We start from the raw sequence: 26842 nt of genomic DNA, 5'->3' as shown, positions 1-26842 counted from the left end.
CCCCGGAAAATCCGTGGTACTCCGGGTCGGCGCAGGTCAGGACCTCGCGGACGGTGCCCCGCCGGTGGACGCGAAGTGAATGAAGGCTCGTGTCACCCGGCTGAGCATCGAGTCCTGATGCCACGCGACGACCACGTCGACCGAATCCGGAACCGGGTCGACGAGCGGCCGGACGACGAGCGGAAGATTCTCGTACGTCACGTCGAGCGGGGGCCGCTGCAGCAGCAGGGTCCACCCGAGACCACGGCCGACGAAGGCTCGCGCCGTCTCGTAGTTGGAGGTGCGGTAGGCGACGCGCGGCGCGAACCCCGCGCCCCGGCACACTTCCATCGCGTGGTTGCTGCTGGGCGGCGCGTCGAGCAGCACCATCGGGTCGTCGCGCAGATCGGCCAGCCGCACCGGACCGTCCCCGCCGGCGAGACGGTGGTCGGAGCCGAGCAGCACCGTCGGCTCGCGCGTCATCAGGGTCGCCTTGCGCCATTCCGCGGACAGTTCGAGGTCGTAGACGATCGCGAGGTCGAGTTCGCCGTTGTCGAGCTGGGTGCGCAACCGGTTCTGGGTGTCCTCCCGGAACTCGACCCGCGCCCGCGGGAAGCGCTGGGTGAATCCGGCGAGCAGCGCGGGCAGCACCGTCGGTCCGAGGGCGGGATAACACCCGATGGCGACGGGTCCGGCCACACCGCCGCCCGCGCCCACCGCGTCCGCCTGCAGTTCGCCCGCCTGGTGCAGCAGCACGCGGGCGCGGGCGAGCACCGCCTCCCCCATCGCCGTCAGCTGCACGCCCCGCGCCCGCCGTCGCACGGCCAGCTGCGTCTGGAGCGACTTCTCGAGGTCGGTGAGCGCCGCGGACAGCGCGGACTGCGACAGGTGCAGCCGCTCGGCGGCGCCGCTGATCGTTCCCGTCTCGGCGACGGCGACGAACGCCGCCAGCTGACGCATGGTGAAGGTGGGAACCGCGTCGGGCCGGGTCATGCAGGCAACGGTATCGAGCGGGAGCCTTCCGTCCCCAGCGGGAGGTTGTCGCCGGTGCCACTCGACGGATGGCGCAGCGACCGCCCGGTGGTCGCGGCAACCTCCCGCTCCCCGGGTCCGCGCCGGTCCGGCGGGTGCGCAGCAGCAGCGCGACATCCCGATCTCGACTACGCGCGGCGGGACCGGGCACCGGTGCGGTGCCCGGCCCCGGGTGACGCGGATCAGGCGCTCAGGTCGACGTCCTTGCTCTCCTTGACGAACAGGGCCAGGACCACGGCGCTGAGGGCGCACCCGGCGACCAGATAGACGATCACGCTGCCGATGGAGCCGGAACCGGCGTACAGCGCGGCGACGATGACCGGGGTGAAGCCGGCGCCGAGCAGGCTGCCGATCTGGTAGCCGAGCGACGCGCCGGTGTAGCGGGCGCGGGTGCCGAACTGCTCGGCGAGGAACGCCGGCATGGGACCGAACGTCAGCGACTGCAGGACCGAGCAGGCGATCACGAAGGCCAGCACGACCAGCAGGAAGTTGCCGGACGAGGCGAGCTGGAACAGCGGCCACGCCAGGACGACCATGCCGACGAAGCCGGTCATCATGACGGGCTTGCGCCCGTGGGTGTCCGACAGCCGGGCGGCGCCGAGGATGCCGAAGATCGCGACGAACTGGCAGATCGCGAAGGCGTTGAGGCCGGCCGAGCGCGACACGCCGTTCTCGGCGGCGTAGCTGATCACGAACGTCGAGAACAATGCCTGGATCACGAACGGCGCGGTGCACACCAGTCCCGCGAGGATCAGGGTGCGGGGGGCCCGCACGATCGTCAGCAGCGGGATGGGTTCCTTGGTGTGGGACTTCTTCTCCTCGGCGGCGCGCAGGGCCTCCTCGAAGACCGGGCTTTCGGCGATCCGGGCCCGGACGAACAAGCCGACAGCGAGCAGGACCGCGGAGAACAGGAACGGGATGCGCCAGCCCCACGAGAGGAAGTCGTCCTCCGGCAGCTGGGCGGCGAGCGAGAGGGCGACCGTGCCGAGCACGGCGCCGGTGGGTCCGCCGGCGTTGGTGAACGCCGCCGCGAAACCGCGGTTGCGGCCCTTGACGTGTTCGAGCGACATCAGCGCCGCCCCGCCCCACTCGCCGCCGATCGCGATGCCCTGCACGGCGCGCAGCAGGATCAGCATCACCGCGCCCCAGGTGGGGATCGCCGGGACGAGGCCGATGAGGAACGAGGCGACGCCCATGATCGTCATCGACAGCATGAGCATCTTCTTGCGGCCGACGCGGTCGCCGAAGTGGCCGAAGACGATGCCGCCGAGCGGACGGGACAGGTAGCCGATGGCGAACGTCGCATACGAGGCGATCAGCGCGAGGCCGGGGCTCAGGTTCGCGAAGAACACCGGACCGAACACGAGCGCGGAGGCGGTCGCGTAGAGGATGAAGTCGTAGAACTCGACGGTGCTCCCGAGGTAGCTCGAGAAGACGACGCGACGGATGTCCTTGTTCCGCTCCGCCGGTGCGGCGACGGCCGTGCGTTCTGGGTCAGCGAGGGTCATGGTGGGTCCTTACTTTGCGAGGACGATGCTAGATCCGGTCGGCGGTGCCGCTCAGAAGGGGTAAGCGGGCACGTCGCGGCTGACGGTGATCCAGCGCGACTCGGTGAACGCTTCGATGCTGTTGGCGGCACCGCCGAAGCGGGCGCCGTTGCCGGAGGCGCCGAGACCGCCGAACGGGATGTTGGCCTCGTCGCCGACGGTCTGGTCGTTGATGTGGGCGATGCCGGTGGGGATCCGGTCCGCGAGCGCGAGACCCTTGCCGACGTCGCGGGTGAAGATGCCGAGCGAGAGCCCGTAGTCGGTGTCGGTGGCCAGCGCCACCGCCTCGTCGAGGGTCGAGAACTTCACGACCGGAGCGACGGGCCCGAACACCTCTTGGGCGTAGGCGGGCGCACCGGCCGGGACGTCGGCGAGGACGGTGGGCCGGTAGAACAGGCCCTCGTAGGTGCCGCCGGCGACGAGCCGGGCGCCGGCATCGACCGACGCGGTGACCAGGGCATGAATCTTCTCGAGCTGACCCTGGTCGATGATCGGCCCGAGCGCGACCTGCTCGGTGACGGGGTCGCCGACGGGCAGTGCCTCGGCCTTGGCGGCGAGCTGGGCGACGTACTCGTCGTAGACGGACTCGTGCACGATGTGCCGGCCGGTGGTCATGCACACCTGGCCCTGGTGCAGGAAGGATCCGGCGGCACCGGCCGAGACGGTGGCGGCGAGGTCGGCGTCGTCGAGCACGACGATCGCGGAGTTGCCGCCGAGTTCGGGGTGGACCTTCTTGAGGTTGCGGGAGGCGGCGGCACCGACGGCCCGGCCGGCCGGGGTGGAACCGGTGAAGGAGATCACCGGCACCCGCGGGTCGTCGACGAGCGCGGCGCCGACGTCGGCGCCGGCGGGCAGCACGGACAGCACCCCGGCCGGCAGGCCCGCCTGCTCGAAGATGCGGGCGAGCGCCACGCCGCCGCAGACCGCGGTACGCGGGTCGGGCTTGAGGATCACGGCGTTGCCGAGGGCCAGCGCCGGCGCGACGGAACGGATCGCGAGGATCAACGGGAAGTTGAACGGCGCGATGACACCGACGACCCCGACGGGGACCCGCTTCGACATGCTCAGACGCGGTGCCTCGCTGGGCAGGATCTCGCCGAGCGCATGGGAGGGCAGGGCCGCACCCTCGTAGCACTCCTGCGCCGCGACGTGCGTCTCGAGCTGCGCCTTGGGACGCAGGGAGCCGGACTCGCGCATGATCCAGCGCTCGATCTCGTCGGCGTGCTGCTGCCACAGGACGCCGGCCCGGCGCATGACCGCGGCACGCTCGGTGTGCGGGCGGGCCGCCCAGTCGCCCTGGGCCGCGACGGCACGGTCGACCGCGCGCTCGAGGTCCCCCTCGTCGGCGAGGCCGGCGCTGCCGAGCGTCGCGCCGGTCGCCGGTTCGACGACCTTGATCTCACCGCCCCCGCCGGGGGTCCAGTCCCCGGTGAAGATTTTTCCCTGCCAGATGGATTCGTCGAGAAGGGCCATCACGAACTCCTTGTGTACGGGTGCCGGACCGGCCGGCGGGCGACGCGGGACGCGGCGGGCGCGATTGCGGGTGAAGGGACGGCCGAGACGGCCGGACAGTGCGGGCCGCACGGTGCGGGCTGGGCGCTCGCTCGGTGGAGCGAGCTCTCCGTTCGGCCCCTGAAGTATGGGTCACGTCACATTGACGTGAAAAGCAGAATTAGCCGGTGATATTCCCCAGGTCTGCTCAACAACGGCGACATGCGGGACCGCGGGCGGCACCGGAGCCGGTCGCCGCCCGCGGATCGGCCGAGTAGGCAGGTCAGGAACTCGGCACGGCCGGGTCGAGAACGCCCCAGGTGCGCAGGATCTCATCCGGATCGTCCTGCCCGGGCACGGGCGGGGCCGTGGGCCGGCCCGCCGGTGTACGCGAGAAGCGGGGCGCGGGCGCAGGTTCGGGGTGACCGTCCCGGTACAGGAAGGTGCCCCGGGCGGTGAGGTGTGCGTCCGCGGGCGCCTCGGTCATCGAGAGGATCGGCGCGACACACGCATCGGTGTCCCGGAAGATCGCCGCCCACTCGTCGCGGGGGCGGGTGGCGAACACGCCGGCGATCCGCGCGCGCAGCTCCGGCCAGCGCCGGCGGTCCCACTGCCCCGGCAGCGCACCGTCCGCGTCGAGGCCGAGGCCCGCGAGAAGCCGCGCGTAGAACGGCGGTTCGAGGGCCGCGACCGCGACGTGCCGCCCGTCGGAGGTCTCGTACACGTCGACGAACGGTGCCCCGGAGTCGATGAGATTGGTGCCGCGCTCGTCGTTCCATGCGCCGCCGGCGAGCATCGAGTACGGGTTGGCCATCAGGTGTGCGACGCCGTCGACGATCGCGGCATCGACGACCTGACCGCGCCCGGAGCGCTGCACCTCCCACAGGGCGGCGAGAATGCCGGACACGAGATACATTGCGCCGCCGCCGAAATCGCCGACCAGACTGAGGGGCAGCTGTGGCGGTCCCCCGGCCCGGCCGATCGCGTGCAGCGATCCGACCAGGGCCTGATAGGTGGGGTCGTGCCCGGCACGCTGCGCGAGGGGCCCGTCCTGCCCCCAGCCGGTCATCCGGCCGTAGACCAGTTTCGGGTTGCGCGCCCAGCAGTCCTCGGGGCCCAGACCCAGGCGCTCGGTGACGCCGGGCCGGTAGCCCTCGATCAGCACGTCGGCCTTCTCGGCCAGCGCGAGCACGGTGGCGAGCCCGTCGGGGTCCTTCAGGTCGGCGGCGATCATCCGTTTGCCGCGTTGGAGAGTGTCCAGCCGCGGGTCGATGGGCATGGTGAACCCGGCGCCGGTGCGTTCGACGCGCACGACGTCGGCGCCCTGGTCGGCGAGGAACATCGCGGCGAACGGCGCGGGACCGAGTCCCGCCAGTTCCACGACCTTCAGTCCGGCCAGCGGGCCCTGCCGAGATTCGGTCATCGTGATCTACTCCTGCAGGTGAGGGTGCGGCCGGCGGCACACGACACGGCCGCCGGCCAGGGGTTCGTTACCGTCTAGACTCCGACGAGTTCGCCGACGGTGACGGTCTGCTTGCCCTCGGTGATGTGGGTGGCGATGAACTCCTCGTTGAGTTCGATCCCGAAGCCCGGCCCCTCGTTCGGGTAGAGCTTGCCGTCGGAGAAGACCGGGACGTTCAGGGCGATGTCCTGCGTGATCGTCTGCTCGGCGTTCTCCCACTGGTTGTTGATGATCAGCGGACCGAGATTCTCGTGGGTGAACTGCGAGGCCCAGTTGTTGGCGATCATCAGGTGCGCCGAGGGACTGGCCTCGAGGCCCGAGCCGATCATGCACCCGCTCATGACGGCCATGTCGGCGAGGCGGGCCATCGTCAGCCAGCGCTGCGCCTTGAGCAGGCCGCCGGCCTTCTGCATCTTGATGAACAACCCGTCGGCCGCGCGACGTTCGATGATCTCCCGGATGTTGTGCAGCTCCTGCGCGGACTCGTCGGCGAAGATCGGCGTGTCGATGCGGGTGCGCAGGCGCGCCATGCCCTCGATGTCCCAGTGCGGGACGGGCTGCTCGATGCACTCCATGCCGTACCGGTCGAGCCGGCGCATCGTCTTCAGGGCCTGATCGTAGTTCCAGAAGCCGTTGGCGTCGACCACGATCCGCGCCGAGTCACCGAGTGCGGCCCGGACCTCGCGGACGTTGTCCACGTCGTGGTCGGAGTTGCCGTCGGACTTGAGCTTGATCAGGCAGAAGCCGTTCTCGTGGGCCTGGACGGCCTCGGCGACCACCTGGTCGACCGGTCCGGCGGACGCGACCCAGCCCTGCACGGAAGCCTCGGCGTTCTTGCCGCCGAGCAGCTGGTACACCGGTACGCCCAGCGCCTTGCCCTTGAGGTCGTGCAGCGCGAAGTCGACGAGCGCCTTGGCCTGGTTGTTGTCGCGGACGAACGTGTCCATCTGCCCGACGATCTTCTCGATGTTGAGCGGATCCTGGCCGATCAGGAATGCCGGGGCGATGTGGTTGGCGATCATCGCCGTCATCGACTCCTGGGTCTCCCCCCGGTACCAGGTGGAGGTGTCGCCGCTGTCGCCGTAGCCGACGATTCCCTCGTCGGTGTGCAGCTTCAGCACGACGGAATGGATGTGGGTGATCCGGGTTCCCGGCATGATGAACGGCTTGACGAGCGGGGTGGAGACCGGGATCAGTTCGACCTTGGTGATGATCATGCGACGTGCTCCTGAGCAGACGAAGGAATGACGGTGGCGCCGGCGTCGGCCAGAGCCGTGAGTTCTGCGGTGTCGAGGCCGGCCTCGCGGAGGATCTCGACGGTGTGCTCGCCGACGAGCGGAGCGCGGCGCTCGATCGTGCCCGGGGTGTGGGAGAGCTTGGCAGGGATGCCGGGGACGGTGACCGCGCGGCCGTCGTGCGGGTGCGTGACGGTCGGCAGCATGTCGCGGGCCCGGAAGTGGGGGTCCGCGAAGATGTCCGCGGCGTCGAGGATCGGGCCGAGCGGCACCTTGCCGCCGAGCAACTCGACGAGTTCGGCGACGGTGTGGGTGCGGGTCCAGGCGTTGACCACCTCGTAGACGGCGTCGCGGTTGAGCCACCGGTCGTGGTCCGTGGCGAACCGGGGGTCGTCGACGAGTTCCGGCTGACCCATGACGGCGGCGAGCTTGGCCCACTGCGGATTGTGCGGGGCGCCGAGCGCGACGACGCCGTCCTTCGCCTGCACCGTGTCGAACGGCGCGAATCCCTGCAGCTGGTTGCCGAGCGGCCCGGGGACCTGACCGGTGTGGCCGTAGGTGTTGACCACGACCTCGGAGATCGCGAGCACGGCGTCGGCCATGGCGACGTCGACGTACTGGCCCTGCCCGGTGCGCTCGGCGTCCCGCAGCGCGGCGAGGATGCCGAACGCGGCGAACAATCCCGGAACGGTATCTCCCACACCGGATCCCACCCGGACGGGGTGCGCGGCGTCGGTCCCGGTGATGGACATCAGACCGCCCATGGCCTGCGCGACGATGTCGAAGGCCGGCCAGTCCCGGTAGGGGCTGTGCCCGCCCGTCTTGTCGCCGAAGCCGCGGATCGAGGCGTAGACCAGGCGGGGATTGCGGGCCGCGAGGGTGTCGTAGTCGAGACCGAAGCGGTCCATGACGCCGGCGGTGAAGTTCTCGACGACGATGTCGGCGTCGTCGATCAGGCGCAGCAGCACGTCGCGGGCCTCGGGCTTCTTCAGGTCCAGCACGAGCGACCGCTTGTTGCGATTGGCCGACTGGAACACCCCGCCGTAGTCGCGGGGTTCGTCGTCGGAGGCGAACGGGCCGGCGTAGCGGAGGAAGTCGCCGCGCGGCGGTTCCACCTTGATCACGTCGGCGCCCTGGTCGGCGAGCAGCGACGTGCAGAACGGCCCGGCGAGGGCCTGGGTGAGGTCGACGACCCGCACCCCGTCGAGGGCGCGGCGGGCAGTGGTGTTCATGCGGTGGCCTCCCGCCCGAGCAGCGCGCGGCCGATGACGACCTTCTGGATCTGCGGGGTGCCCTCGCCGATCTCGAGGCCGGAGACGTCGCGCAGCATGGCCTGCAGCGGCAGTTCCTCGGCGAAGCCGCTGTGGCCGTGGGCGACGATGCAGTCCCGGATGGTCTGCAGCGAGACCTCGGTGGCGTAGAGCTTGGTCATCGCGGCCTCCTTGGTGAAGGGCTTGCCGGCGTCGGCGAGGGAGAGGGCGCGGTAGGTGAGCCAGCGGGCCGCCTCGAGCTTGGTGGCGTTCTCGGCGATCGGGAAGGACACCCCCTGGAACGAGGAGACCGGCCTACCGAATGCCTTGCGGGACTTGACGTAGTCGATGGTGATGTCGAGGGCCTTGCGGGCGACGCCGGTCGACATCAGGCCGATGACCGAGCGGGTGTAGTCGAATTCGCTCATGACGAGCCGGAATCCGTTGCCGACACCACCGATGACGTACTCGTCCGGGACGAACACGTCGTCGAGGAACACCCCGGCCCGGCCGAGCGGCTTCCAGCCGGCGTCCGGGAACTTCTGCATGCTCACACCCTCGGCGTCGAGGGGCACGAGGAAGGCGGTGACGCCGGATTCCTCCGGGGTGGCGCCGCGGGCCTTGACGAACGTGATCATCGCCTTGGCGTGCGGAGCGAAGGTGATGGACGTCTTCTCGCCGTTGAGCTTCCAGCCGCCGTCGACCTTCTCTGCCTTGGCGCGCATGGCCATCGCGTCCGAGCCGCTGCCCGGCTCGGTCAGGCCGAGGGCGACGACGTGGCGGCCCTCGACGATGCCGCGCACCCAGTCCTTCGCGACCTCGGGGGCGAGGAAGCGCTCGAGCAGCGGGCCGGTGAGGTTGTTCGTGTAGGCGAGCTGGGTGAGATAGAAGTTCGAGTAGGCCAGTTCCTCGTGGGCGATGCCGAGGTGGGTCTTGGTGAGCACCTCGCCGATGCGGCCCTGGCCGCCGTTCTCCTCGGAGACGCCGAGCCCGAGAAGGCCCTGCGCGGCCATCTTCTCGGCGAGATCCCACGGGAACTCCTCGCGGTGGGCGCGTTCGAGGTAGCTCTCGGCGTGCGGTGCCGCGAACTCTCGGACCCACTGGGCGAACTCCTCGTATTCCGGCGCGAAGAGAACCGGCGGGTGCAGGGCGTCCGTGGCAGACATGATCGATCTCCTCGAAGTGGTTGTGAATCAGCGCTTGTCGTCGGCGCCGGGAAGAACACCCGGGCCGCGCGCTGCCGATCAGCGCGTCGGAACCCAGTATGTCCGCAGTCACAACCCCAGAAAAGAACAAGAATGTGTTGATGATTATGAGTAAATGTGTGGTGTGTCTTTCGGGCGGCCCTGGCAGCCCAAAGGAGACACCGCCTACAACTGTGGCACCCGGACCGTGGCGAAGGAGATGAACTCGCGCACCACACGGCTCAGGATCACGTCGGGGCGCCACGCGATGACCAGCCGCACCGGATCGAGCGCCGGTACGTCGATCGGCAGCAACACGATCTTCAGGCCCCCGTAGGTGCGGTTGACCTGCGGCTGGTGCAGCATGATCGTCCAGCCCAGGCCCCGGCCGACGTACGCCCGCACGGTCTCGTAGTTCGCCGACCGGTACTCGATCCGGGGCGTGAACCCGGCCCGTGCGCACACCTGCAGCGCGTGGGTCGATGCCGGGGCCGCGTCGAGCAGCACCATCGGTTCGTCCCGCACCGCCGCCAGCTCCACCGGGCCGGGCGTCGCCGCCAGCCGGTGGCCCGCCGCGACGACCAGGGCCGGGCGTCTCGTCATCAGCGTGGCGGTACGCCAGGTCGGCGGCAGCTCGAGGTCGTAGGTGATCACCGCGTCCAGCGCCCCGCCTTCGAGGCGCTCGGCCAGCTCGTCGGCCATCGCCTCCCGGAACTCGAGCGACACCCGCGGATGCAGGTCGGTGAACTCGGACAGCATCGGCGGCAGGATCGTCGGCCCGACCGTCGTGTAGCACCCGATGGCGAGACGGCCGGCGAGCTCGCCGCCCGAACCGAGCATCTCGTCCTCGATCTCGCTCGCCTGCTGCAGGAGCGTCCGCGCCCGGGCCAGGAGCGACTCCCCGGCCGGCGTGAGCTGCACGCCGTGGGCGCGGCGGCGCACGCACAGCTGCGTCGAGAGGGCCTTCTCGAGTTCGGTGACCGCCAGCGACACGGCCGACTGCGAGACCAGCAACCGTTCGGCCGCCGCGCTGATCGTGCCGGTCTCGGCGACGGCGACGAAGGCGACCAGTTGCCGCATCGTGAAGGCCGGCGCCCGATCGCTGCTCATGAATCGATCATATGGGCGGTCCGCCCCGGGGCCGTCAGGCGTCGGGAGCGGTCGTCAGCGGCACGTCGCCGTCCGGCCGCCGGCGGGGCTCGGCGACCCGGTGCAGCCCCCGGCCCAGCTTGCCGACCCCGGTGGTGCCCGCCCCGACCGCCCGGCCGCCCAGGGTGCGGGCGCTGTCGCCCAGCGTGCGGGCACTGTCGCCCAGCGTGCGGGCACTCTCGCCGAGGGCACCGCCCGCGGCCCGGACCGGCTTGCCCAGCTCCACCAGGTTCTCGGCCACCGCCGGGTCCTCGGCCTCGAGAGCACGCTGCGCGGCGCTGCCGAACGCCGCGGCGACGTCGTCCAGGTCCGTGCGGAACCGGGCGATGTCCCGCTTCACCCGGGCGGACGACAGCCACCGCACCAGTTCGAACGGCGTGAGGCCCGCGTAGCTCGCGAGCCGCGCGCGGGCGCGCAGCAGCAGCGCGACGTCCCGCTCGACGCGCCCGGCCAGCGACGTGCCGATCGTCGCGCGTTCGTGCTCGAGCCGGTCCGGTTCGGTGGTACGCACCTGCTCGAGCCGCAGCCGCTGCCACAGGTTCAGCGAGTCCTCGACGAGCACGAGCAGCTGCAGCGTCTCCCCGAGCCGGTCGGTCGCCACGGCCTGCTGCAGGCAGGCCACCCGGTCCTGCGCGGGTGCGTCGACGGCGAGCCCGTCGAGCAGCCGTCCGGCGTGGGCGTGGAGCCGCTCGGCTCGATCGGCGAGGACGTCGCCGAGCCCGCGCACCGATTCCCAGTCGGCGGCGCGCAGCCGGCCGGTGCCGTCCAGGATCCCCGCCACCCGGGTCAGCGCGTTGTGATGGTCGACGGCGTCCCCACCGTCGGGGGCACCGACCAGCTCGAGGATCTCCGCGGAGAGCTCGTGCACCCGCGCGACGGCCGCCTCCACCGAGACGATCGCGGCCCGCAGGGCGCGGGCGACGGCGTCGTCGGCGGGACCCGGTTCCTCGAGGTGCACGTCGTCGGTCATGGCTCCATGGTGCTACGTGCGCGCGACGGACGCAGCAGGATCCTTCGCGGCGAGCAGGTGGCGGATGCCGTAGCCGGTGACGAGGGCGGTCACGAACGCCATCAGCAGGCCGCCGAGCACCCCGATCGCCGCGACGAGCCACCACGGCTGACCGGGTTGCCACAGCGGGGTGCACACCAGGAGGAACACGGTGAGGCCGGCCAGCCACGCGGCTGCGGTCCACACGATCCAGCGCCCGGCACGGGCGACGTGCCGGCGCAGCTCGAGCCACTGCGCGAATCCGATGGACGCCAGCAACGCCACGCCGAAGACGACTCCGAGCGCGATCGGGAGCGCCATCGGCCATGCGGACCACGTCTCGTGGAACGTCGAGGGCGACATCCCGAGCAGGTAGGCGCACGCCGCGGCGACGCCCGTGCCCAGCACCCAGCGCCGCACCGACATCGCCGGCAGCCGGCGTCGCAGCACCCGCGCCTGCGACCAGCCCAGCACCGACCCCTCGACGACACCGGCGGCCATCAGCGCCGGTAATGCCGCGGCACTGTCGAACAGCACGGCACCGACGACGGCGGGAACGAGGAATCCGGCGAACTCCCCCGCCGTCGCCGACACGGTCCAGTCCCGCAGCAGACTCATCGGCCGAGCCCCAGCCGGGCCGCCAGTTCCGGCCCGCCGACCTGCCGGACGAAGTCCGGGTCCCCGCACACCACCAGCTGGTCGCGGGCCCGGGACAGCCCGACGTACAGCCGCTCGCGGGAACGCTCCTGCGGCTGTGTCTCGTTCACCGCGAGCACCACCGCCCGGCGCTCGAGTCCCTTGAAGCCGAGGACGTGCCCGTAGAAGACCTGTTCGGTGTCCCAGAAGCTGTCCCAGTACGCCGCGTTGCCCTCGGCCTGCCGCGCCACCTGCTCCGGGTGCCGGCTGCCCGTCGCGAGCAGCGCGACGTCGCCGGGCCGCCAGCCCTCGTCGAGCAGGGCGTCGATCCGGTCGTCGGCCACGGCGAGCGCCTCGTCGCCGCGGCACGCGACGAACTGCACGTCGGGTCCCTCACCGCCGAGCAGCCGCATGCGCTGCCCGACGAGCGGACCGAAGGTCCCGGCGATCTGCCGGGTGTTGCGCAGGTTGTGGTCGAGCACCAGCGGGACCAGTGGCACCGGGGGCCGGCCCTCCCGGTCGAACACCCGCTGCGCTTCGTCGGTGAACACGTAGATCCCGCTGGTCTCCTCGTCGCGCAGGGCGGCCATGATCGGATCCCACCAGGCGTCGGCGAAGTCCTGCGCCTCGTCGACGACGACCGCGTCGAAGCGCTGTCCCTCCGGCAGGGACCGGGCCAGTTCCGTCATCTGGGCGGGCAGGTCGTGTTCCCAGAAGCGCACGGTGTCGGCGGTCCGCAGCGCCTCGTCGGGGCCTTCGGCCGCCCCCCACAGCCGGCCGAGGGCGTGGAACTCGCCGACGTAGGCGGGCCGCTTCTTCCGGTTCCACGTCGCGGTGATCCGCTGCAGGTAGGACGCGAGACCGTGCGAATAGCAGATCAACGCGACGCGCTGGTGCTGCTCGGCGAGGCGCCGGGCCTGCTCGAGCGCGAGGAACGTCTTCCCCGTGCCGGCGCCGCCGCGCACCTCGACACGGGTCAGCAGGCGGGTCGCGTCGAGGATGACGGCCTGCTGCTCGGTGAGCCGGTCCGCGGCGTCCTCGTTGGCGACGGCGCGCGAGACCACGTCGCGCTGCGGCAGGCCCCGGCCCGCGAGGACCTCGGCGAACCGGTCGACGCCGTCGGCGGTGAGGGCCGGCCGGTCGAGCTCCTGCTTGTCGAGCACCGCCCGCAGTCGTTCGGCGATGCTGCCGAGGTCGTTGCGATCGATCACCTTCCACCGCGGACACTCGGGCAGGGCGAAGTCGGCGCGGATCTCGGTGTGGGGCAGGACGACGAAGTGGTCCCAGCGCAGCCGGCCCTGCGTCCAGCGAGGATCGGCCTCGACGTAGCGCCGCAACGCGTAGCAGGACTGGAGCACCTGCCGGACCGGATCGATCGACCGGTCCTTGCCCTGCCGGGCCTGCACCCACTGGAAGCCGTCGTGCCACACCTGACCACCCTTGACCTCGAGGCACACGATGCCGTGGCCCTCGAGCGCGACGACGAAGTCGATCTCGTGGTCCTTGAGGTGGTCGGTGACCCGCAGGCCCGCCGCGACGAGATCCCCGTCGCCGAGCTGCCGGACGAGTGCCTCCCAGACGAGGCGTTCGGCGTCGTTCGCCAGCAGTGGGCGCTCGGGTCTGCGGATCGGCATGCGCTCAGCTTGGCACGCGCACCCACGCCTGCTCGAGCAATGCGGTCACTTCGGCCTCGTGCCGGGCCCGGTAGGCACTGAGCACCCGGCGCGGGCGGGTCTCGTCGCCCAGACCGACGGCGGCCGCGAAGGCCGGCGCGACGCCCTCCTCCGGCACGATCTCCGGGGCCGAGTGGCCGATGAGGGCGAGTGCCTTGCGCAGCGGTTCGGCGTTGTCGGCGACGGTGCGCAGCGGGAGCACGTCGAACCGTCCGCCGGGGTGGAACTCGAGGAACATCTCGTTGCCCTCGTCCACTCCGAGATCCTCGAGGAACCGTCGCACGCTGCCGAGATGCGGGGACGCACCCGTCCAGCGCACGACCTGGGTGCCCAGCCGGGACGACAGGGCGACCTCGCGTCCCGGGGCGCAGCCGATGACGCCCGCGACCGCGGACGGCACCGGGAAATCGGCGCCGCGCAGGTGGTCCCGCGTGGCGGTGACCCGCAGCCGCCACACGTCGCCGAGGCGGTAGAGCCGGCGGGTGCGGTGCGGGGGCTTGACGCTCACGTGGGTGCGACGGCGCCGGCGCACCCGGCCGTCGACGATCTCGAAGTCGCCGCTGCCGGCGAAGATCCGGGCGCTGGTCGGCGACACCCCGAAGCGTTCGACCAGACGGTCGACGACACGGTCGAGGTCGGCGGAGCCGCCGTCGGCGTCGACGATCCGGGCGATGCGGCCGCGCACCGCGCCCGCCTCGTCGGTCTCCCATTCGGTGAGCGACCACCGGCCGTTCTCGGCGAGCGAGAACCGCTCGTCGGCGCCCATCGCGTCGATCACGGCGGCGGGACCGGCGGGGGTGCCCATGCGGTCGACGAGCTCCGCGGCCGTGAGCGGATCCCCGATCACCTCGAGCACCGCGGCGGCGTGATCGGCGAACGCGGACTGCCGGGTCAGAGCACGGCCCTCGAACATCGGGACGCCGCACCGGTGCAGCCACGCGGCGAATTCCGCGGCGGGCAGGTTCCACACGACGGCGACGGCTGCGGGTTCGACGACCCCGTTCGGGGATTCGAACTCGGCGAGCAGCGCGTGGGTGTGGCGCTCGGCTTCGGGGAGGCCCGGGACCGCGACCCACCCGTCGGCCACCTCGAAGCGATCGTCGAGGCGCGCGAGCGCCCGCCACAGCGGCACGTCGAGTCCCGGGACGGGCTGGGCCAGCTCCGGTCGCAACCCCAGGATCCGCTCGAGGGCGGCGACGGGGCGGACATCGACGCGCAGCGCCGCGAGCAGATCGCCGACGGCGGTGCCGAACGCGAAGGTCGACGGAGCGTCCGGGTCCGGTGGCTCGTCGCCGAGCACCCGGCGGCGGATCGCGTCACGCTCGGGTGCGGACAGCCCGGCGACGTACGCGGCGAGCTCGTCGAGGGCCCGCTGCGGCGCGGGCACCGGCAGGTCGCGGGCGGTCAGGGCGGCGATGCGCGCGGCGACCTGCTGGATCTCCTCGGGGGTGCCGTCCTCGAGTTCGACCCGCACCAGCGGCCGGTCCGGGTCGGCGCGCAGCGCGCGCCACCGTGCGAGCGCGACGAGGTCGTCGAGCAGCAGCGACAACGCGGGCGGGAGCGTGGGGGCGTCGGTCGCCACTCGCAGCGACGCCGGATCCCGCAGGATGGCGAGGACGAGGACGGCCTGCACGATCTGGTGCACGGTCTCCGGGCCCGCGCCGCGCACGGAGAACAACGCGGCGGGCGTGTAGCCGAGCAGACCGGCGGTGGTCGCGGCGCGGGGCAGCCGCGCGACGGTGGCGGCGGCCCGGGTGCCGAGACCGAGCGCGGCGACGGGGACGTCGACGGTGTCGGCGATGCCCGCGGAGAACACCAGATCGGGATGCTCGGTGACGTAGATGCGGGCCAGTTCCCCACAGATCGCCACGACGTCGGCGGAGGCGGCGGTCTCCGCCGGGGACCGGCGTTCCCACCAGCGCTCGTCGGGTGCGAGGGCGGCCAGTTGCGCGTTGCGGGCCGAGCCGTACCGGTCGAGCCACGGCATCAGGTCGATCCAGACGTACTCGCTGAGCATCCCGGGGGACAGTGCAGTCGACCACAGCGACACGACCCGGTGCTCCTCTTCGATGCGCGACTGGCGACCGCGGTCTCGTGCGGGACGCCCGCCGGGGACTCTACCGGCCGGCGGTCCGGCCGATGCACGACGACCGGATCAGCCGAGTTCGTCGGCGCGCCGGACCAGCATGTCCCGCAGCCGGGCCGTGTCCCGCTCACCGAACCCGATCTCGGGGAGACGGTCGAGGCCCCCGGCGATCCCGCGCCGGATCCCGTCGAGCATCCGGGTGACGGCGCGTTCGGGCACCCCGAGCCGGCCGCCGGACTCGACGAAGTGGCGGCGGGTGAGCTTGTTGCCCTTGCCGTACAGGTCGAGGGCCATCGGGTCGCGCCAACCGAGGTAGGGCTGGGTGCACAGGAGGTCGTAGGCCGGGGTGACGGCCCACAGCCCGGCCTCGGTGAGGCGGATCGAGAAGTTCTTCCCGTGCAGGTCGCCGTTGCCGACGGCGTACGAGTACGCCACCAGCCGCAGCAGTTCGAGGGTCGCGACGCGGGCCGATCCGCCGCCGCGCTCGCACGCGGCGGCCAGCGCCTCGACGACGCGTTCGGTCTTCAGCCGGTACTTGGCCGCCGGGTAGACACCGAGGACCTGGCAGGCGTCCTCCTGCGCGGTGCGGTGGACGGTGTGGCCGGGACCGATCCATCGGTCGAAGCGGGCGACGAGCAGTCCCGCGTTGCCCCTGCGGTCGTAGACCAGCTGGTGTCCGGCGACGGCGAGGCCGCAGGCGGTCGCGAGACCCATGAAGAAGTGCTCGTTCTCGACCAGGCGGGGGTAGCCGCGGGGCGGTGCGAGTTTGAGGATGGCGGGGCCCTGCACCGTCGCGACGGGGGCGGAGTACATCTGGGCCGACACCTTCGCCTGCACTCCCGGCAGGGAGGTCGGGTCGAGGACGACGGACTCGTGGCCGGAGATCCGGTCGAACAGCTCGTGCAGGTCCTCACGCCGGACGGCCTCCGGGTCCAGCAGGAGCGTCGACGTCGGGGGCCGGGCGCCGGCGGGGAGCACCCGCACATCGCCGATGGTGTCCGCGCCGACCGCCATGAGAATGGTGAGGTGGTCGTCTTCGGAGGTCTTGGTGGCGGCGACGGCGCCGCGGAGCCGGATGCCTTCGGGCAGCAGGCCGGCGAAGAACGGGGGCACGCTGCCGCCGCCGGCGCGGACCTCCTCCGCGGTCTTCGGCACCGTCCACGCGAGGGCGGGGGCGGCCGGATCGTCGAGGTAGTCCTGCGCGTACCGGAACACGACATCGTGGCCGTCCCGGGCGAGGTGCCCGGCCAGCCGGTCGCCCTTGTACACGTCGGCGCTGTCGACGGCGACGAGGCGTTCGACCACCCGGCTCACCCGGCCCGGTCGCCGCGCGTGGTGAGGGTCAGGTCGCAGCCCAGCGCGTCGGCGATGGCCACGACGAGATCGAGTTGCACGGTGGCGCGGCCGGACTCGAGCGACTGCACGCTCGAACGCGACACACCGGCGAGGTCGGCCAGTTCGGACTGGGTGAGGCCGAGCCGGTGCCGACGGTCGACGAAGTAGTCACCGAGACCGCCGCGTCCCGTGCGGGCGCGACGACGGGGCGTGGCCACGGCCTCTCCTCTCTGTGCTTGCGACGGCAGGCATTGATGCGAGTGTGCCCCCACTGCGCGCGATTGTCCAGGGTTGTGCCTGCCATGACAGGCTCAAGGAGGAGAGGGTGCGTCTGCCGACGCGCGTCCGCTGCTTCGGCCTGCCCTCGCAAGCCCAGCGTGCGGGCGGTCAGGGTGTGACGCGCTCCGGTTCGACCTCGAGCTGGGCCGCGGGCCGGAGCCGCAGCAGCACCAGACCCGCGACGGACGCCACGATCAGTGACCCGACGGCGCCGTGCACATGCAGCGCGTTGACGGCGACCCCGGCGCCGACCAGCCCCACCAGCAGCGCACACCACAGAACGACTTTCGCGACCACCATGACCCAAGCACCTTCCCGAGGCCCCCTGCCCGAGAGGAAGAATAGTGCGCCAGGTCACACGAGCGCGGGAGGGTCGCGGCGTGTCCACCACGGGGAACGCATCGCACCCGCTGCGGCGCAGCACAGGGCACACCGCTGCGGCGCAGCACAGGGCACACTGTTGCCCATGAACTCGGAGGAGATCCTGCGCCCTCTCGAAGGCATCCGCGTCCTCGAACTCGGCAACTACATCGCCGCGCCCACCGCGGGCCGGCTGCTCGCCGACTTCGGCGCGGAGGTCATCAAGGTCGAACGGCCCCGCACCGGCGACGAACTGCGCAACTGGCGCCTGTACGCCGGGGACACGTCGATGCTGTACCGCACGGTGAACCGCAACAAGAAGTCCATCGTGGTGGACCTGCGCACCGAGGCGGGCCGGGCCGTGATCCTCGATCTGGTGCGTCACTGCGACGTGCTGCTCGAGAACTTCCGGCCCGGCACCCTGGAGAGGTGGGGAATGGGCCCCGAGGTGCTCGCGCAGATCAAACCGGACCTGGTGATCACCCGGATCTCCGCGTTCGGCCAGACCGGCCCGCTCGCGGAGCGTCCCGGATTCGCGGCCGTGGCCGAGGCCGTGGGCGGGTTCCGGGAACTCGTCGGGGACCCGGACCGGCCGCCGGTGCGGGTGGGGGTGTCGATCGGCGACTCCATCGCCGGGCTGTACGCGGCCTTCGGCTCGGTCACGGCGCTGCTGCAGCGGCAGCTGATCGGGTCGCTGCCGCCGGCGAACCGGGTCGTCGACGTCGCCCTGAACGAGTCGATGCTGTCGATGATGGAGTCGCTGATTCCCGACTACCTCGCCTACGGGGTCCGGCGGGAACGGGTGGGCGGCCGCATGGAGGGCATCGCCCCGTCCAACGCCTATCCCTGCTCGGACGGCACCTCCGTGATCATCGCCGGGAACGCGGACGCAATCTTCCAGCGCTACATGCGCACCATCGAGCGACCCGACCTCGCCGACGATCCCGACCTCGCCACCAACGCCGGTCGCTGGGCCCGCCGGGAGGAACTCGACGCCGCGATCGCCGACTGGACCCGTCGTCGGCCGCGCGACGAGGTGCTCGGGATCCTCGACGCCGCGGGGGTGCCGAGCGGGCCGATCTACACGGCGGCCGACATCGTCGACGACGAGCAGTACCGGGCGCGGAACATGATCCAGCACTTCGCCGTCGACGTCGGCGAGGACGAGCCGAAGCAGGTCGGGTTCCCGGGCATCGTCCCCGTGCTCGGCGGCCGGTCGCTGCCCATCCGCCACGTCGGACCGGATCTGGGCGAACACACCCGCGAGGTGCTCGGGGGTCTGCTCGGCCGGACCGAGGCCGAGATCGACGAGCTCCTGGAGGTGGTGTCGTGAGTGGCGGTGTGGTGCGCGGTGGTGTGATGAGCGGTGGTGTCGTGAGTGCCGGGGCACCGCAGCTGCGCGACGTGACCCTGCGCGACGGGCTGCAACTGACCGGCAAGGTGCTGCCCACCGAGCGGAAGGCGCAGATCGTCCGCGCCCTGCTGGCCGCCGGCGTGCCGCAGCTAGAGATCGGCTCGATGGCCCGGCCCGACCTGGTCCCGCCGATGGCCGGCACGGTCGAGCTGATCGGGATGCTCACCCCCGAGGAACTCGACCGCTGCTACATCTGGGTGGCCACGCCGCGGCACGTGGAGAAGGCGGCCGCCGCCGGCGCCCGGCACTTCCAGTACTGCCTGTCGGTGTCGGACGCCCACAACCGCGCCAACATCGGACGGGACACCGACGCGAGCCTCGCCGCGATGCCCGCCGCGGTGGAACACACCCGCGCCGCCGGCGGCACCATCCAGCTCTGCCTCGCCACTGCATTCACGTGCCCGTTCGACGGGCCCGTCGACCCCGACCGGGTGCTCGAGATCGCGTGCGACCCGCGCGCCGACGGCGCCGCCGACATCGTCCTCGCCGATACCCTCGGTCAGGCCGTGCCCGCGCAGGTCGCGGCGCTGGTGTCCCGGGTACGTGCGGACTCTCCCGCCCGCCGCATCGTCTTCCACGGCCACGACACCTGGGGCCTGGGCGTCGCCAACAGCCTCGCCGCGATCGAGGCGGGCGCTGCGGTGGTGGACGGCTCGCTCGGCGGACTCGGTGGTTGCCCCTTCGCACCCGGCGCGAGCGGCAACACCGCGAGCGAGGACCTGCTGTTCGCCACCCGGCCCGCGTGGCTGACCCCGCCGGTGTTCGCCGACCTGGTCCGGCTGGGCGAGTCCGTCGTCACCGAGCTGGGCGAGCCGAACCGCTCGCGCGCCGCGCAGGGTGCCCGATCCGAGGCCGCGGCGTTCGAATGGGTGGTGCAGCGGTGAAGGTGCTGATCGCCCCGGACAGTTTCAAGGGCACGTACCGCGCCGCCGAGGTGGCCGCCGCCGTGGCGGCGGGCGCGGAATCGGCCGGGCTCGAGACGATCCGGATGCCGGTCGCCGACGGCGGTGACGGCACCCTCGAGGTGCTCACCGGCCCGCTCGGTCTCGAGCTGATCGAGATCGACTCCGTCAATCCGTGGCGCGCCCCGTGTTCGGGTTCGTTCGGGCTCGGCGAGGACGGCACCGCGGTCGTCGAGCTCGCCACCTTCAGCGGAATCACCACACCGCACAAGGGCTTCCGCGATCCGATGACGGCGGACACCTACGGCACCGGGCTGGCGATGGCCGAGGCCGTGCGGCGCGGCGCCACGCACGTCGTCGTCGCGGCGGGAGGATCGGCCACGACCGACGGCGGGCTCGGTGCGATCGCCGCCGTCATGGACGCCGGCGGCCTGGGTACCGCCACCGTCACGGTGCTGACGGACGTGACGACCCGCTACGCCGATGCCGCCCGGGTGTTCGGCCCGCAGAAGGGCGCGGACGCGACGACCGTGGAGCGGCTCACCCGCCGCCTCGAGGACGCAGCCGTGACGTTGCCGCGTGATCCGCGGGAGGTCGACGGCACCGGCGCGGCCGGGGGTTTCGCCGGCGGCATGTGGGCGCAGTTCGGCGCGGACCTGCGCTCGGGAGCCGACTTCGTGCTCGACGCTGTCGGTTTCGACACCGCACTCGCCGGCGCCGACCTCGTTGTCGTCGGCGAAGGACGCCTCGACGGGCAGTCCCGCTCGGGAAAGATCGTCTCGGCGATCCTCGCCCGGGTGCACGCGGCGCCGGTTGTGGCGGTGGTGGGATCCGTGGGCGACGATCTCGGCGACTACCGGGACCGGTTCGCGGAGATCATGGTCGCCACCGATCTCGACGCCCTGCGCGCGGCCGGTACCCGGCTCGCATCCCGCGCCTGAATCGAACGGCATTCCGGGGGAACGTCATTCGCACGGCGGGGCGGCGACGGTCGACGGCGGCGCGGGGGCGGGACGGGGGCCGAGATCGGGGTCGGACGCCCGCACCGACCAGCCCGCGGGACGGACCTGCGGAGTGTCGTCCCCTTGACACGGAACCGCGGTCGGCACCCCGGTGTCCGGGCCAGGACCGGCCGAGGGGGCGGGCACGGACCGGGCGGCGTCGGCCGGGCGCGGCGGCTCGGACGGTCCGGTCCCACCGATGGCGACGGCCAGCCCGCCGCCGAGCAGGACGGCCAGCGCGACGACGACCGCCACCAGCAGCGCGACTCGCCGTGACGACGGCGACGAGGGCGCCGGTAGCGGTTCGGTGCGTGCGGCCACGAGTGCGGCGCCGGTGGCCCGGTGCCACGGCCCGCCGTGCGGGGTCACGAACGGCACACCGACCGCCGCCGCCAGTGCACGGGCGGCGGCGACGTCGCCGGGGCGCAGGTCCGGGAACACCAGCGCCTCCGGTGCGACACCGGCGAGCGCCACAGCCTCGTCGGCGGCCTCCGGTAGTGCGGGCACGATCCGGCCGAAGTCGTCCTCCGCCGCGGCAACCGACGCGAGCACCGCTCCCGAGCGGAGGTCGGCGACCGACACGCGCACGGTGGCATCGTCGCGGCCGATCAGCACCACCGTCCGCACCCCGTCGAGTTCCGGGACCGCGGCGAGGAAGGCCAGCCGGGCCTCGTCGATCCCCACGGTCCGCACCTCGGTCGTCCCGGAGTCCGGGACGACCGTCGCGGGTGCCACCAGTCCGGCTCGGGTGAAGTGCACCTCCGCCCGCGCGGCACGCTCGGTCATCGCCGTGAACGCCCGGCTCACCGCCTCAGCTTCGGCACGGTCCCCCACGGGCCAGCGTTGCGTGTCGAACGGGCCGAGGACCGGAACGTCGGCGTCCACGAGCACCGCACAGACCTCACCGGCATCGATCGCGACGCCGAGCACCGCACGCATCACTGCCCTTTCGCCGACGGGACGAGGCTCGAGCCTAACGCACGGCGAGGTGGGGACACCGCGAGCGAGAAGGGACACGCCGCGGTCGAGCAACCGCGCGGGCGGTGCCGGACGAGCCCGGACTACGGCGGCTCGGGGTAACACCCCACCGTCAGCCCCACCGTCGCGGCGAGATAGCTGCCGAACGCGATGACGGAACCATCCGCGGCGAACATCCGGATCTCGAGCCCCGTCCCGACCGGTATGGACCGGGAGCCGTGGAATCCGCTGCCCGCCAACGATTCCTCGAACACCCGTGCCGCCCGCTCCAGCTGCCCGGCCGGCACGGGCCGATCGGAGAGCAGCGCGGGGAGGAACACCGTGGTGCCCGCCGAGCCGTCGGGCAGTTCGCAGTAACCCGTCGTCCCCCGGGTCGACTGCCGGAACTGCATCTCCGGGAATGCGCGTGACAGGGCGGCGGTCGCGTCGTGCCGGACCCGGGTGTAGTACTCGACGGCACCGGCGCGGTCCGCGGCCACCGGCTCGGGCACGGCGACGGGGAACGGTCCACCCGCGCACCCGGCGACCACCAGCGCCAGCATCGGCACACCGAGCCGCACCCCCCTCATCGCACCACTCGATCCGTGAGCCCGCCGGCGACCGCGGCGACGTTGTACAGGCTCATCGTGCCGTCGTTCAGGTACTCGCTGTGCCCGGTCGAGCCGAGACGCGGCCGGCCGGACGCGTCCGGCCCGGCGTCGCTCGACAGCTGGGTCACCCCGTCGAGGAAACTCGGATCGCCGTCGAACGTGCCGAGGTCCCCGACCGGGTCGCGGTCGGCCTCGACGAGGTACGCCGCGCCCGGTGGCACCCCCAGTTCGGCGACGTCGTCGGTGCCGATGCCCGGGGCGCCGAGGAACACGGCGGCATCCACACCGACGCCCTGCTGCAGCGCCAGCCCGGTGGCGAGAGCGCCGTAGGAGTGACCGACTGCGGTCACGTGCGGATCCCGCTCGGCGCGCAGGCCGTCGAGGAATCCGGCGAGCCGCGGGGCGGCGCGGACCGCGGCGAGGTCGGAGACCGGGCTCGACTCGGTGCGGGCGAGGCCCCAGCCCCATTGCGGCACCTGATAGTTCAGCCAGGTCACGGCGGCGACCGACTCGGCGCCGCGGCCCGCCGCCTGCAGTTGGCGCTCGGTCTCGTCCTTCAGCGCCGCCATCCGGCTGTCGTATCCGGCGAGATGGCCCTGCACGGTGGACCCGGCGCCCGGGGTGAAGACGGTGACGTGGTCGGCGGTGTCGACATCTCCGACCGCCACGGCGGCCATCGCTTCGCGGCCCGAGAGGTCGAGAGTCAGCAACTGCCGTGCCGGCCGGGACAGCGCCACCTCGACGGCGTCGAGCGCGGCGATCTTGTTGCGGGTCTGGGCGAGCCCGGCGTCGGCGTTGCTCGTCAGTCCGCCGAACGGAGCGGCGTCGAGCTGGGCCTGCAAGCGGGCGGCGACCGCCTCGAGCCGGTGCCGTTCGGCCGCCAGCTGCGCGCGGTTGGCCAGGTCCCGCACCGCGGCGGGCACCCCGTCGAGGTTGCCGATCCGCTCGGGCGCCGAGGCGGCGAGCCACGTGCGCTCGCCGTCGTCGAGTCCGGCCCACCATGCCGCCACCTCGGCCGCGGCCGTCCCGGCTGGCGGCACCACGGCGGTGGGTGCGGGTGCAGCGCGCACGGCACCGAAACCGAGCGGACGGGACGCCGGTTCGTGCACCGTCCCGGCGAGATCGGCCGCGGCCCACCGATCGAGCGCCTCGGCCCGGTCGAGGACCGCCCGGATGCGGGCCTCGGCCTCGTGCCGGTGCGAGTCCGCGTCCGGTCCCGGGCCGGCCGTGACGGTTCCGTCGTCCCGCACCGTCAAGGCCCGGTCCCGGGCCCAGCGGGTGGCGTCGTCGAGTTCCGCGCGCAGCGCCCGCAGCCGCGGTGCGCACGATGTCGCGCAGCGGCTCACCTCGCGATACGCGTCGGACCGCCGCGCGATCTGCTCGGCGACGTCACCGATCCGCCGCTCGGCGGCGGCGTGGGCGATGCCCGACCACTGTCCGCCGAACCGTCCGGTGATCTGCGTCCCGATCCGCTCGAGTTCCCCCGCGTGCCGGTCCAGCACCGTGCCGAGACCGTCCAGTGCATCCGGGTCCCACTGCTGCAACTGCCGAAGATCCATCGATCCACCCCCTGGCGCGGCAGCCTAACCGGCCGCGCGCCCGCCGCGGCGCGATGCGACCCTGCGGCGGGCGAACTGTGGAGAAACGAGCCGGGTGTGGACAACTCGCGACCGGCACGGGCGGCCGGACGCGGTCCGCCCCCGGTGCGTGGCACCGGGGGCGGACGACGAGGACTGCGGCGTCAGATGTCGGAGATCGCCTCGAGCGGCGGGGTGCGCGCGGCGCGCACACCCGGCCACAGGGCGGCGAGCACCCCGACGACGGCCGAGCCGACGAGCATGCCGAGCACCTGTCCCCACGGGACGGCGATTTGGTCGAGGCCCTGATCGGCCAGGGTCCGGACGAAGCCCCAGCCGAACGCCAGACCCAGCACCAGACCGACGACCGCCCCGAACACCGCGATGAGCATCGACTCGAGGTAGATGGTGCGGCGGACCTGGACCCGCTGCATGCCTACCGCGCGGAGCATGCCGATCTCCCGGCGGCGTTCCACGACGGACAGCGCGAGGGTGTTGACGATGCCCAGGATCGCGATGACCACCGCCAGCGCGAGAAGCCCGTAGAGCACGGCGAGCAGGGTGTCGATCTGGGCGGCCTGCTGGCCCTTGAACTGCTCCCGGTCGAGCACCTGCACCACGACGAACTGTTTGGTGGCGTCCTCGAGGGCCACGCGGATCGCATCCGGGTCGCTGCCGGCCGCGGTGTCGACGAACACCACGAAGTCCGCGCGGGAGGCGGGGGCGGTGAACTCCTGGTAGACCTCCTCGGAGACGACCCACGAGCCGAGCAGCTGGTTGTCGGCGAAGATGCCGCTCACCGTCGTGGCGACGTCCTCGCCGTCGCGGCTGGTGAGGGTGACCACATCGCCGACCCGCCAGCCCTTCTCCGCGGCCGTGGTCTGCGACACCAGCAGGTCGGTGCCGGCGACGTCCTCCCGTCCCTCGACGACGTCGACCTCGAGCACGTCGCCGAGCGGCCCGGACAGCGCGACGCCGAACGTGTCCTCGTCGCCGATGCGCGCCGGGACGCCGTGCATCGCGACGGTCTCCTCCACGCCGTCGGCGCGGGCGGCCGCCGCGGCCGCCCCCACGGGCACCCCGATCATCTGCGGTCCGGTGAGCATGAAGTCGGACTTGACGCCGGTGTCGACGAGCGAGTTGACGCTCGCCTTGGCGGACGCGCCGAACACCCCGATCACGGACACCAGCATCAGGCCCAGGGTCAGGGCGAACGCGGTGGCGGCGGTGCGGCGGGGATTGCGCACCGCGTTGGTGCGCGCGAGCCGGCCCACCGCTCCGAACGGGCGGGCGACGACCGCGCCGAGCCCCGCCACGAACGGCCGCGACAGCGCAGGCGCCGCGAGCAGGACCGCGATGATCAGGGCGAACGCCCCGATGCCGACGGTGGAGGCCGCGCCCCCGCCGGTGCCCTGGGCGCCGACGACGACGACGGCGGCACCGACCACGGCGGCGACGGCCCCGACGACGGTGCGCATCCGCAGCGACTCGACGGTCGCGGTGGACTCCTCCCGCATGGCCGCGACCGGCGCAACCTTGCTCGCGCGACGGGCCGGGGCGTAGGCGCTGACGACGGTGACGACGATGCCGATGAGCAGGGCCACGAGCACGGTCCGCGGTGCGAGCTGCAGGGGACCCGAGGGCAGGCCGACGTCGAACGCGTTGAGCGCGGCGCGCAGCCCGTACGCCAGGGCCACGCCGCCGACGATGCCGAGGGCGCTGCCCACGACCCCGACGACCAGCGCCTCGAGGGTCACCGACCGGCCCACCTGGCTGCGGCTCGCCCCGATCGCCCGGAGCAGGGCGAGCTCCCGCAGGCGTTGCGCGACGATCATCGAGAAGGTGTTGTAGATGATGAAGGTGCCCACCAGCAGCGCGATCGCGCCGAACGCGAGCAGGAAGTAGTTCAGGAAGCTCAGGGCCTCCTCGATCTCGGTCTTGATCTCCTCGCTCACCTCGGCGCCGGTCTGGACCTTCTGGTCGGGCACGGCGGCGGCGATCCGGTCCCGCAGCTCGTCGGCGGGCACTCCGTCCCCGGCGACGTCGATGTACTGCACGTGGGTGCCGTCGGTGAACAGGGCACGGGCCTGGTTCTCGGTGAACATCGCCCCGACGTAACCGCCGGTGTCGGTCTCGACGTCGTAGATGCCGCTGACCGTGACCGGAACGATCCCGGCCGACGCGGCGAGGATCTTCGTCGGGTCACCGACGGACAGACCGGCGCGTTCGGCGGCGCTCGAGTTGAGCGCGATCTGGCTGTCCGCGGCGGGCGGCCGGCCGGCGACGAACTCGGTGGGATCACCGAGCTGCTGGTCGGGCGGCAGATAGGCGGTCCCCTCGCTGGGGGCACCGCCGGTCTGGATGGCCGCCCCCTCGGAGTCGAGGACGATGACCGGCCCCTCGAACGCCGGCACCACGGTTCGCACACCGGGGACCGCGGAGACGACCGCGACGTCGGAGTCGGGGACGCCGCTCGAGCCCTGCTGTTCGCTGCTGACGCGGACGTCGACGCCCTTGGCGGCGTCGGCGAAGAGGTCGTCGAACGTGCGCTGCAGCGTGTCGGTGAAGACGAAGGAGCCGGTGACGAACGCCGTGCCGAGCACCACGGACAGAACGGTCAGCAGCAGCCGCACCTTGTGGGCGGCGAGGTTGCGCAGGGCAACCCTGCGGATGGGATTCGCGCTCATGGTCGGC

At 72.4% G+C, this 26842-nt stretch carries 22 protein-coding genes; 3 read left to right on the top strand and 19 right to left on the bottom strand.

Annotation, left to right across the window (positions count from 1 at the left end; genetic code table 11):
• Positions 1 to 36: 36 nt before the first annotated feature.
• From F1734_RS09595 to F1734_RS09525, 15 genes are all read right to left on the bottom strand, one after another.
• Positions 37 to 972 (bottom strand): LysR family transcriptional regulator, encoded by a 936-nt coding sequence (locus tag F1734_RS09595; protein ID WP_040275651.1) that lies wholly within the window; start codon positions 970 to 972, stop codon positions 37 to 39.
• 221 nt (positions 973 to 1193) lie between these two features.
• On the bottom strand, positions 1194 to 2519 hold the full coding sequence (locus tag F1734_RS09590; RefSeq protein ID WP_017681879.1) for an MFS transporter: 1326 nt from the start codon (positions 2517 to 2519) through the stop codon (positions 1194 to 1196).
• A gap of 51 nt (positions 2520 to 2570) precedes the next feature.
• On the bottom strand, positions 2571 to 4031 hold the full coding sequence (locus F1734_RS09585; RefSeq protein ID WP_203011560.1) for a benzaldehyde dehydrogenase: 1461 nt from the start codon (positions 4029 to 4031) through the stop codon (positions 2571 to 2573).
• A gap of 301 nt (positions 4032 to 4332) precedes the next feature.
• Positions 4333 to 5472 (bottom strand): CaiB/BaiF CoA transferase family protein, encoded by a 1140-nt coding sequence (locus F1734_RS09580; protein ID WP_017681881.1) that lies wholly within the window; start codon positions 5470 to 5472, stop codon positions 4333 to 4335.
• A gap of 74 nt (positions 5473 to 5546) precedes the next feature.
• Positions 5547 to 6728, bottom strand: coding sequence for a mandelate racemase/muconate lactonizing enzyme family protein (locus F1734_RS09575; RefSeq protein WP_048773081.1), 1182 nt, complete (start codon positions 6726 to 6728; stop codon positions 5547 to 5549).
• A complete protein-coding gene (locus F1734_RS09570; RefSeq protein ID WP_010592364.1) occupies positions 6725 to 7978 on the bottom strand; it encodes a CaiB/BaiF CoA transferase family protein in 1254 nt (417 codons plus the stop codon). Before F1734_RS09570 ends, F1734_RS09575 begins: the two co-directional genes overlap by 4 nt.
• A complete protein-coding gene (locus F1734_RS09565; RefSeq protein WP_017681883.1) occupies positions 7975 to 9162 on the bottom strand; it encodes an acyl-CoA dehydrogenase family protein in 1188 nt (395 codons plus the stop codon). The genes F1734_RS09570 and F1734_RS09565 overlap by 4 nt, the downstream gene beginning before the upstream one ends.
• 204 nt (positions 9163 to 9366) lie before the next feature.
• On the bottom strand, positions 9367 to 10290 hold the full coding sequence (locus F1734_RS09560; protein WP_010592366.1) for a LysR substrate-binding domain-containing protein: 924 nt from the start codon (positions 10288 to 10290) through the stop codon (positions 9367 to 9369).
• A 34-nt stretch (positions 10291 to 10324) separates the two neighbouring features.
• Positions 10325 to 11299 (bottom strand): hypothetical protein, encoded by a 975-nt coding sequence (locus F1734_RS09555; RefSeq protein WP_010592367.1) that lies wholly within the window; start codon positions 11297 to 11299, stop codon positions 10325 to 10327.
• A gap of 12 nt (positions 11300 to 11311) precedes the next feature.
• A complete protein-coding gene (locus tag F1734_RS09550) occupies positions 11312 to 11935 on the bottom strand; it encodes a hypothetical protein (protein ID WP_010592368.1) in 624 nt (207 codons plus the stop codon).
• Positions 11932 to 13587, bottom strand: coding sequence for an NERD domain-containing protein (locus F1734_RS09545; protein WP_017681884.1), 1656 nt, complete (start codon positions 13585 to 13587; stop codon positions 11932 to 11934). The genes F1734_RS09550 and F1734_RS09545 overlap by 4 nt, the downstream gene beginning before the upstream one ends.
• A 4-nt stretch (positions 13588 to 13591) precedes the next feature.
• On the bottom strand, positions 13592 to 15676 hold the full coding sequence (locus F1734_RS09540) for a hypothetical protein (protein WP_017681885.1): 2085 nt from the start codon (positions 15674 to 15676) through the stop codon (positions 13592 to 13594).
• Between the two features lie 105 nt (positions 15677 to 15781).
• Entirely contained in the window at positions 15782 to 17017 is a 1236-nt protein-coding gene (locus F1734_RS09535) for a type II toxin-antitoxin system HipA family toxin (protein WP_010592371.1), read from the bottom strand.
• A 5-nt stretch (positions 17018 to 17022) separates the two neighbouring features.
• Positions 17023 to 17265, bottom strand: a complete 243-nt coding sequence (locus tag F1734_RS09530; RefSeq protein WP_017681887.1) for a helix-turn-helix transcriptional regulator — start codon at positions 17263 to 17265, stop codon at positions 17023 to 17025.
• A 169-nt stretch (positions 17266 to 17434) separates the two neighbouring features.
• Complete coding sequence (locus F1734_RS09525; RefSeq protein WP_010592373.1) at positions 17435 to 17626, bottom strand: hypothetical protein; 192 nt, start codon at positions 17624 to 17626, stop codon at positions 17435 to 17437.
• A 166-nt stretch (positions 17627 to 17792) separates the two neighbouring features.
• Here F1734_RS09525 and F1734_RS09520 point away from each other — a divergent pair, with 166 nt between their 5' ends.
• Genes F1734_RS09520 through F1734_RS09510 form a run of 3 tightly spaced genes read left to right on the top strand, consistent with a single transcriptional unit; the run spans position 17793 to position 20943 of the window.
• The gene (locus F1734_RS09520) at positions 17793 to 19019 is read left to right on the top strand and encodes a CaiB/BaiF CoA transferase family protein (protein WP_017682394.1); all 1227 of its coding nucleotides are present in this window, start codon (positions 17793 to 17795) and stop codon (positions 19017 to 19019) included.
• 26 nt (positions 19020 to 19045) lie between these two features.
• On the top strand, positions 19046 to 19984 hold the full coding sequence (locus F1734_RS09515) for a beta/alpha barrel domain-containing protein (protein ID WP_203011833.1): 939 nt from the start codon (positions 19046 to 19048) through the stop codon (positions 19982 to 19984).
• On the top strand, positions 19966 to 20943 hold the full coding sequence (locus F1734_RS09510; RefSeq protein WP_040275637.1) for a glycerate kinase: 978 nt from the start codon (positions 19966 to 19968) through the stop codon (positions 20941 to 20943). Before F1734_RS09515 ends, F1734_RS09510 begins: the two co-directional genes overlap by 19 nt.
• Before the next feature lie 24 nt (positions 20944 to 20967).
• Here F1734_RS09510 and F1734_RS09505 read toward each other — a convergent pair whose 3' ends face one another.
• From F1734_RS09505 to F1734_RS09490, 4 genes are all read right to left on the bottom strand, one after another.
• Positions 20968 to 21942 (bottom strand): hypothetical protein, encoded by a 975-nt coding sequence (locus F1734_RS09505; protein WP_040275635.1) that lies wholly within the window; start codon positions 21940 to 21942, stop codon positions 20968 to 20970.
• 122 nt (positions 21943 to 22064) lie between these two features.
• The gene (locus F1734_RS09500; RefSeq protein WP_203011559.1) at positions 22065 to 22550 is read right to left on the bottom strand and encodes a hypothetical protein; all 486 of its coding nucleotides are present in this window, start codon (positions 22548 to 22550) and stop codon (positions 22065 to 22067) included.
• Positions 22547 to 24130: an alpha/beta hydrolase gene (locus tag F1734_RS09495; protein ID WP_017681747.1), complete on the bottom strand. Its 1584-nt coding sequence runs from the start codon at positions 24128 to 24130 to the stop codon at positions 22547 to 22549. Before F1734_RS09495 ends, F1734_RS09500 begins: the two co-directional genes overlap by 4 nt.
• A gap of 182 nt (positions 24131 to 24312) precedes the next feature.
• Entirely contained in the window at positions 24313 to 26835 is a 2523-nt protein-coding gene (locus F1734_RS09490) for an ABC transporter permease (RefSeq protein WP_203011558.1), read from the bottom strand.
• Positions 26836 to 26842 lie beyond the last annotated feature (7 nt).

Source organism: Rhodococcus ruber (assembly GCF_016804345.1).
Taxonomy (GTDB): Bacteria; Actinomycetota; Actinomycetes; order Mycobacteriales; family Mycobacteriaceae; genus Rhodococcus; species Rhodococcus ruber.
The sequence above is the reverse complement of the archived record's forward strand: the minus strand, read 5'-3'. Positions and strand labels throughout refer to the sequence as shown.

Coding starts and splice junctions, on each gene's coding strand:
- F1734_RS09595 (WP_040275651.1), bottom strand. CDS start 972: ATGACCCGGCCCGACGCGGTTCCCACCTTCACCATGCGTCAGCTGGCG.
- F1734_RS09590 (WP_017681879.1), bottom strand. CDS start 2,519: ATGACCCTCGCTGACCCAGAACGCACGGCCGTCGCCGCACCGGCGGAG.
- F1734_RS09585 (WP_203011560.1), bottom strand. CDS start 4,031: ATGGCCCTTCTCGACGAATCCATCTGGCAGGGAAAAATCTTCACCGGG.
- F1734_RS09580 (WP_017681881.1), bottom strand. CDS start 5,472: ATGACCGAATCTCGGCAGGGCCCGCTGGCCGGACTGAAGGTCGTGGAA.
- F1734_RS09575 (WP_048773081.1), bottom strand. CDS start 6,728: ATGATCATCACCAAGGTCGAACTGATCCCGGTCTCCACCCCGCTCGTC.
- F1734_RS09570 (WP_010592364.1), bottom strand. CDS start 7,978: ATGAACACCACTGCCCGCCGCGCCCTCGACGGGGTGCGGGTCGTCGAC.
- F1734_RS09565 (WP_017681883.1), bottom strand. CDS start 9,162: ATGTCTGCCACGGACGCCCTGCACCCGCCGGTTCTCTTCGCGCCGGAA.
- F1734_RS09560 (WP_010592366.1), bottom strand. CDS start 10,290: ATGAGCAGCGATCGGGCGCCGGCCTTCACGATGCGGCAACTGGTCGCC.
- F1734_RS09555 (WP_010592367.1), bottom strand. CDS start 11,299: ATGACCGACGACGTGCACCTCGAGGAACCGGGTCCCGCCGACGACGCC.
- F1734_RS09550 (WP_010592368.1), bottom strand. CDS start 11,935: ATGAGTCTGCTGCGGGACTGGACCGTGTCGGCGACGGCGGGGGAGTTC.
- F1734_RS09545 (WP_017681884.1), bottom strand. CDS start 13,587: ATGCCGATCCGCAGACCCGAGCGCCCACTGCTGGCGAACGACGCCGAA.
- F1734_RS09525 (WP_010592373.1), bottom strand. CDS start 17,626: ATGGTGGTCGCGAAAGTCGTTCTGTGGTGTGCGCTGCTGGTGGGGCTG.
- F1734_RS09520 (WP_017682394.1), top strand. CDS start 17,793: ATGAACTCGGAGGAGATCCTGCGCCCTCTCGAAGGCATCCGCGTCCTC.
- F1734_RS09515 (WP_203011833.1), top strand. CDS start 19,046: ATGAGCGGTGGTGTCGTGAGTGCCGGGGCACCGCAGCTGCGCGACGTG.
- F1734_RS09510 (WP_040275637.1), top strand. CDS start 19,966: ATGGGTGGTGCAGCGGTGAAGGTGCTGATCGCCCCGGACAGTTTCAAG.
- F1734_RS09505 (WP_040275635.1), bottom strand. CDS start 21,942: ATGCGTGCGGTGCTCGGCGTCGCGATCGATGCCGGTGAGGTCTGTGCG.
- F1734_RS09500 (WP_203011559.1), bottom strand. CDS start 22,550: ATGAGGGGGGTGCGGCTCGGTGTGCCGATGCTGGCGCTGGTGGTCGCC.
- F1734_RS09495 (WP_017681747.1), bottom strand. CDS start 24,130: ATGGATCTTCGGCAGTTGCAGCAGTGGGACCCGGATGCACTGGACGGT.
- F1734_RS09490 (WP_203011558.1), bottom strand. CDS start 26,835: ATGAGCGCGAATCCCATCCGCAGGGTTGCCCTGCGCAACCTCGCCGCC.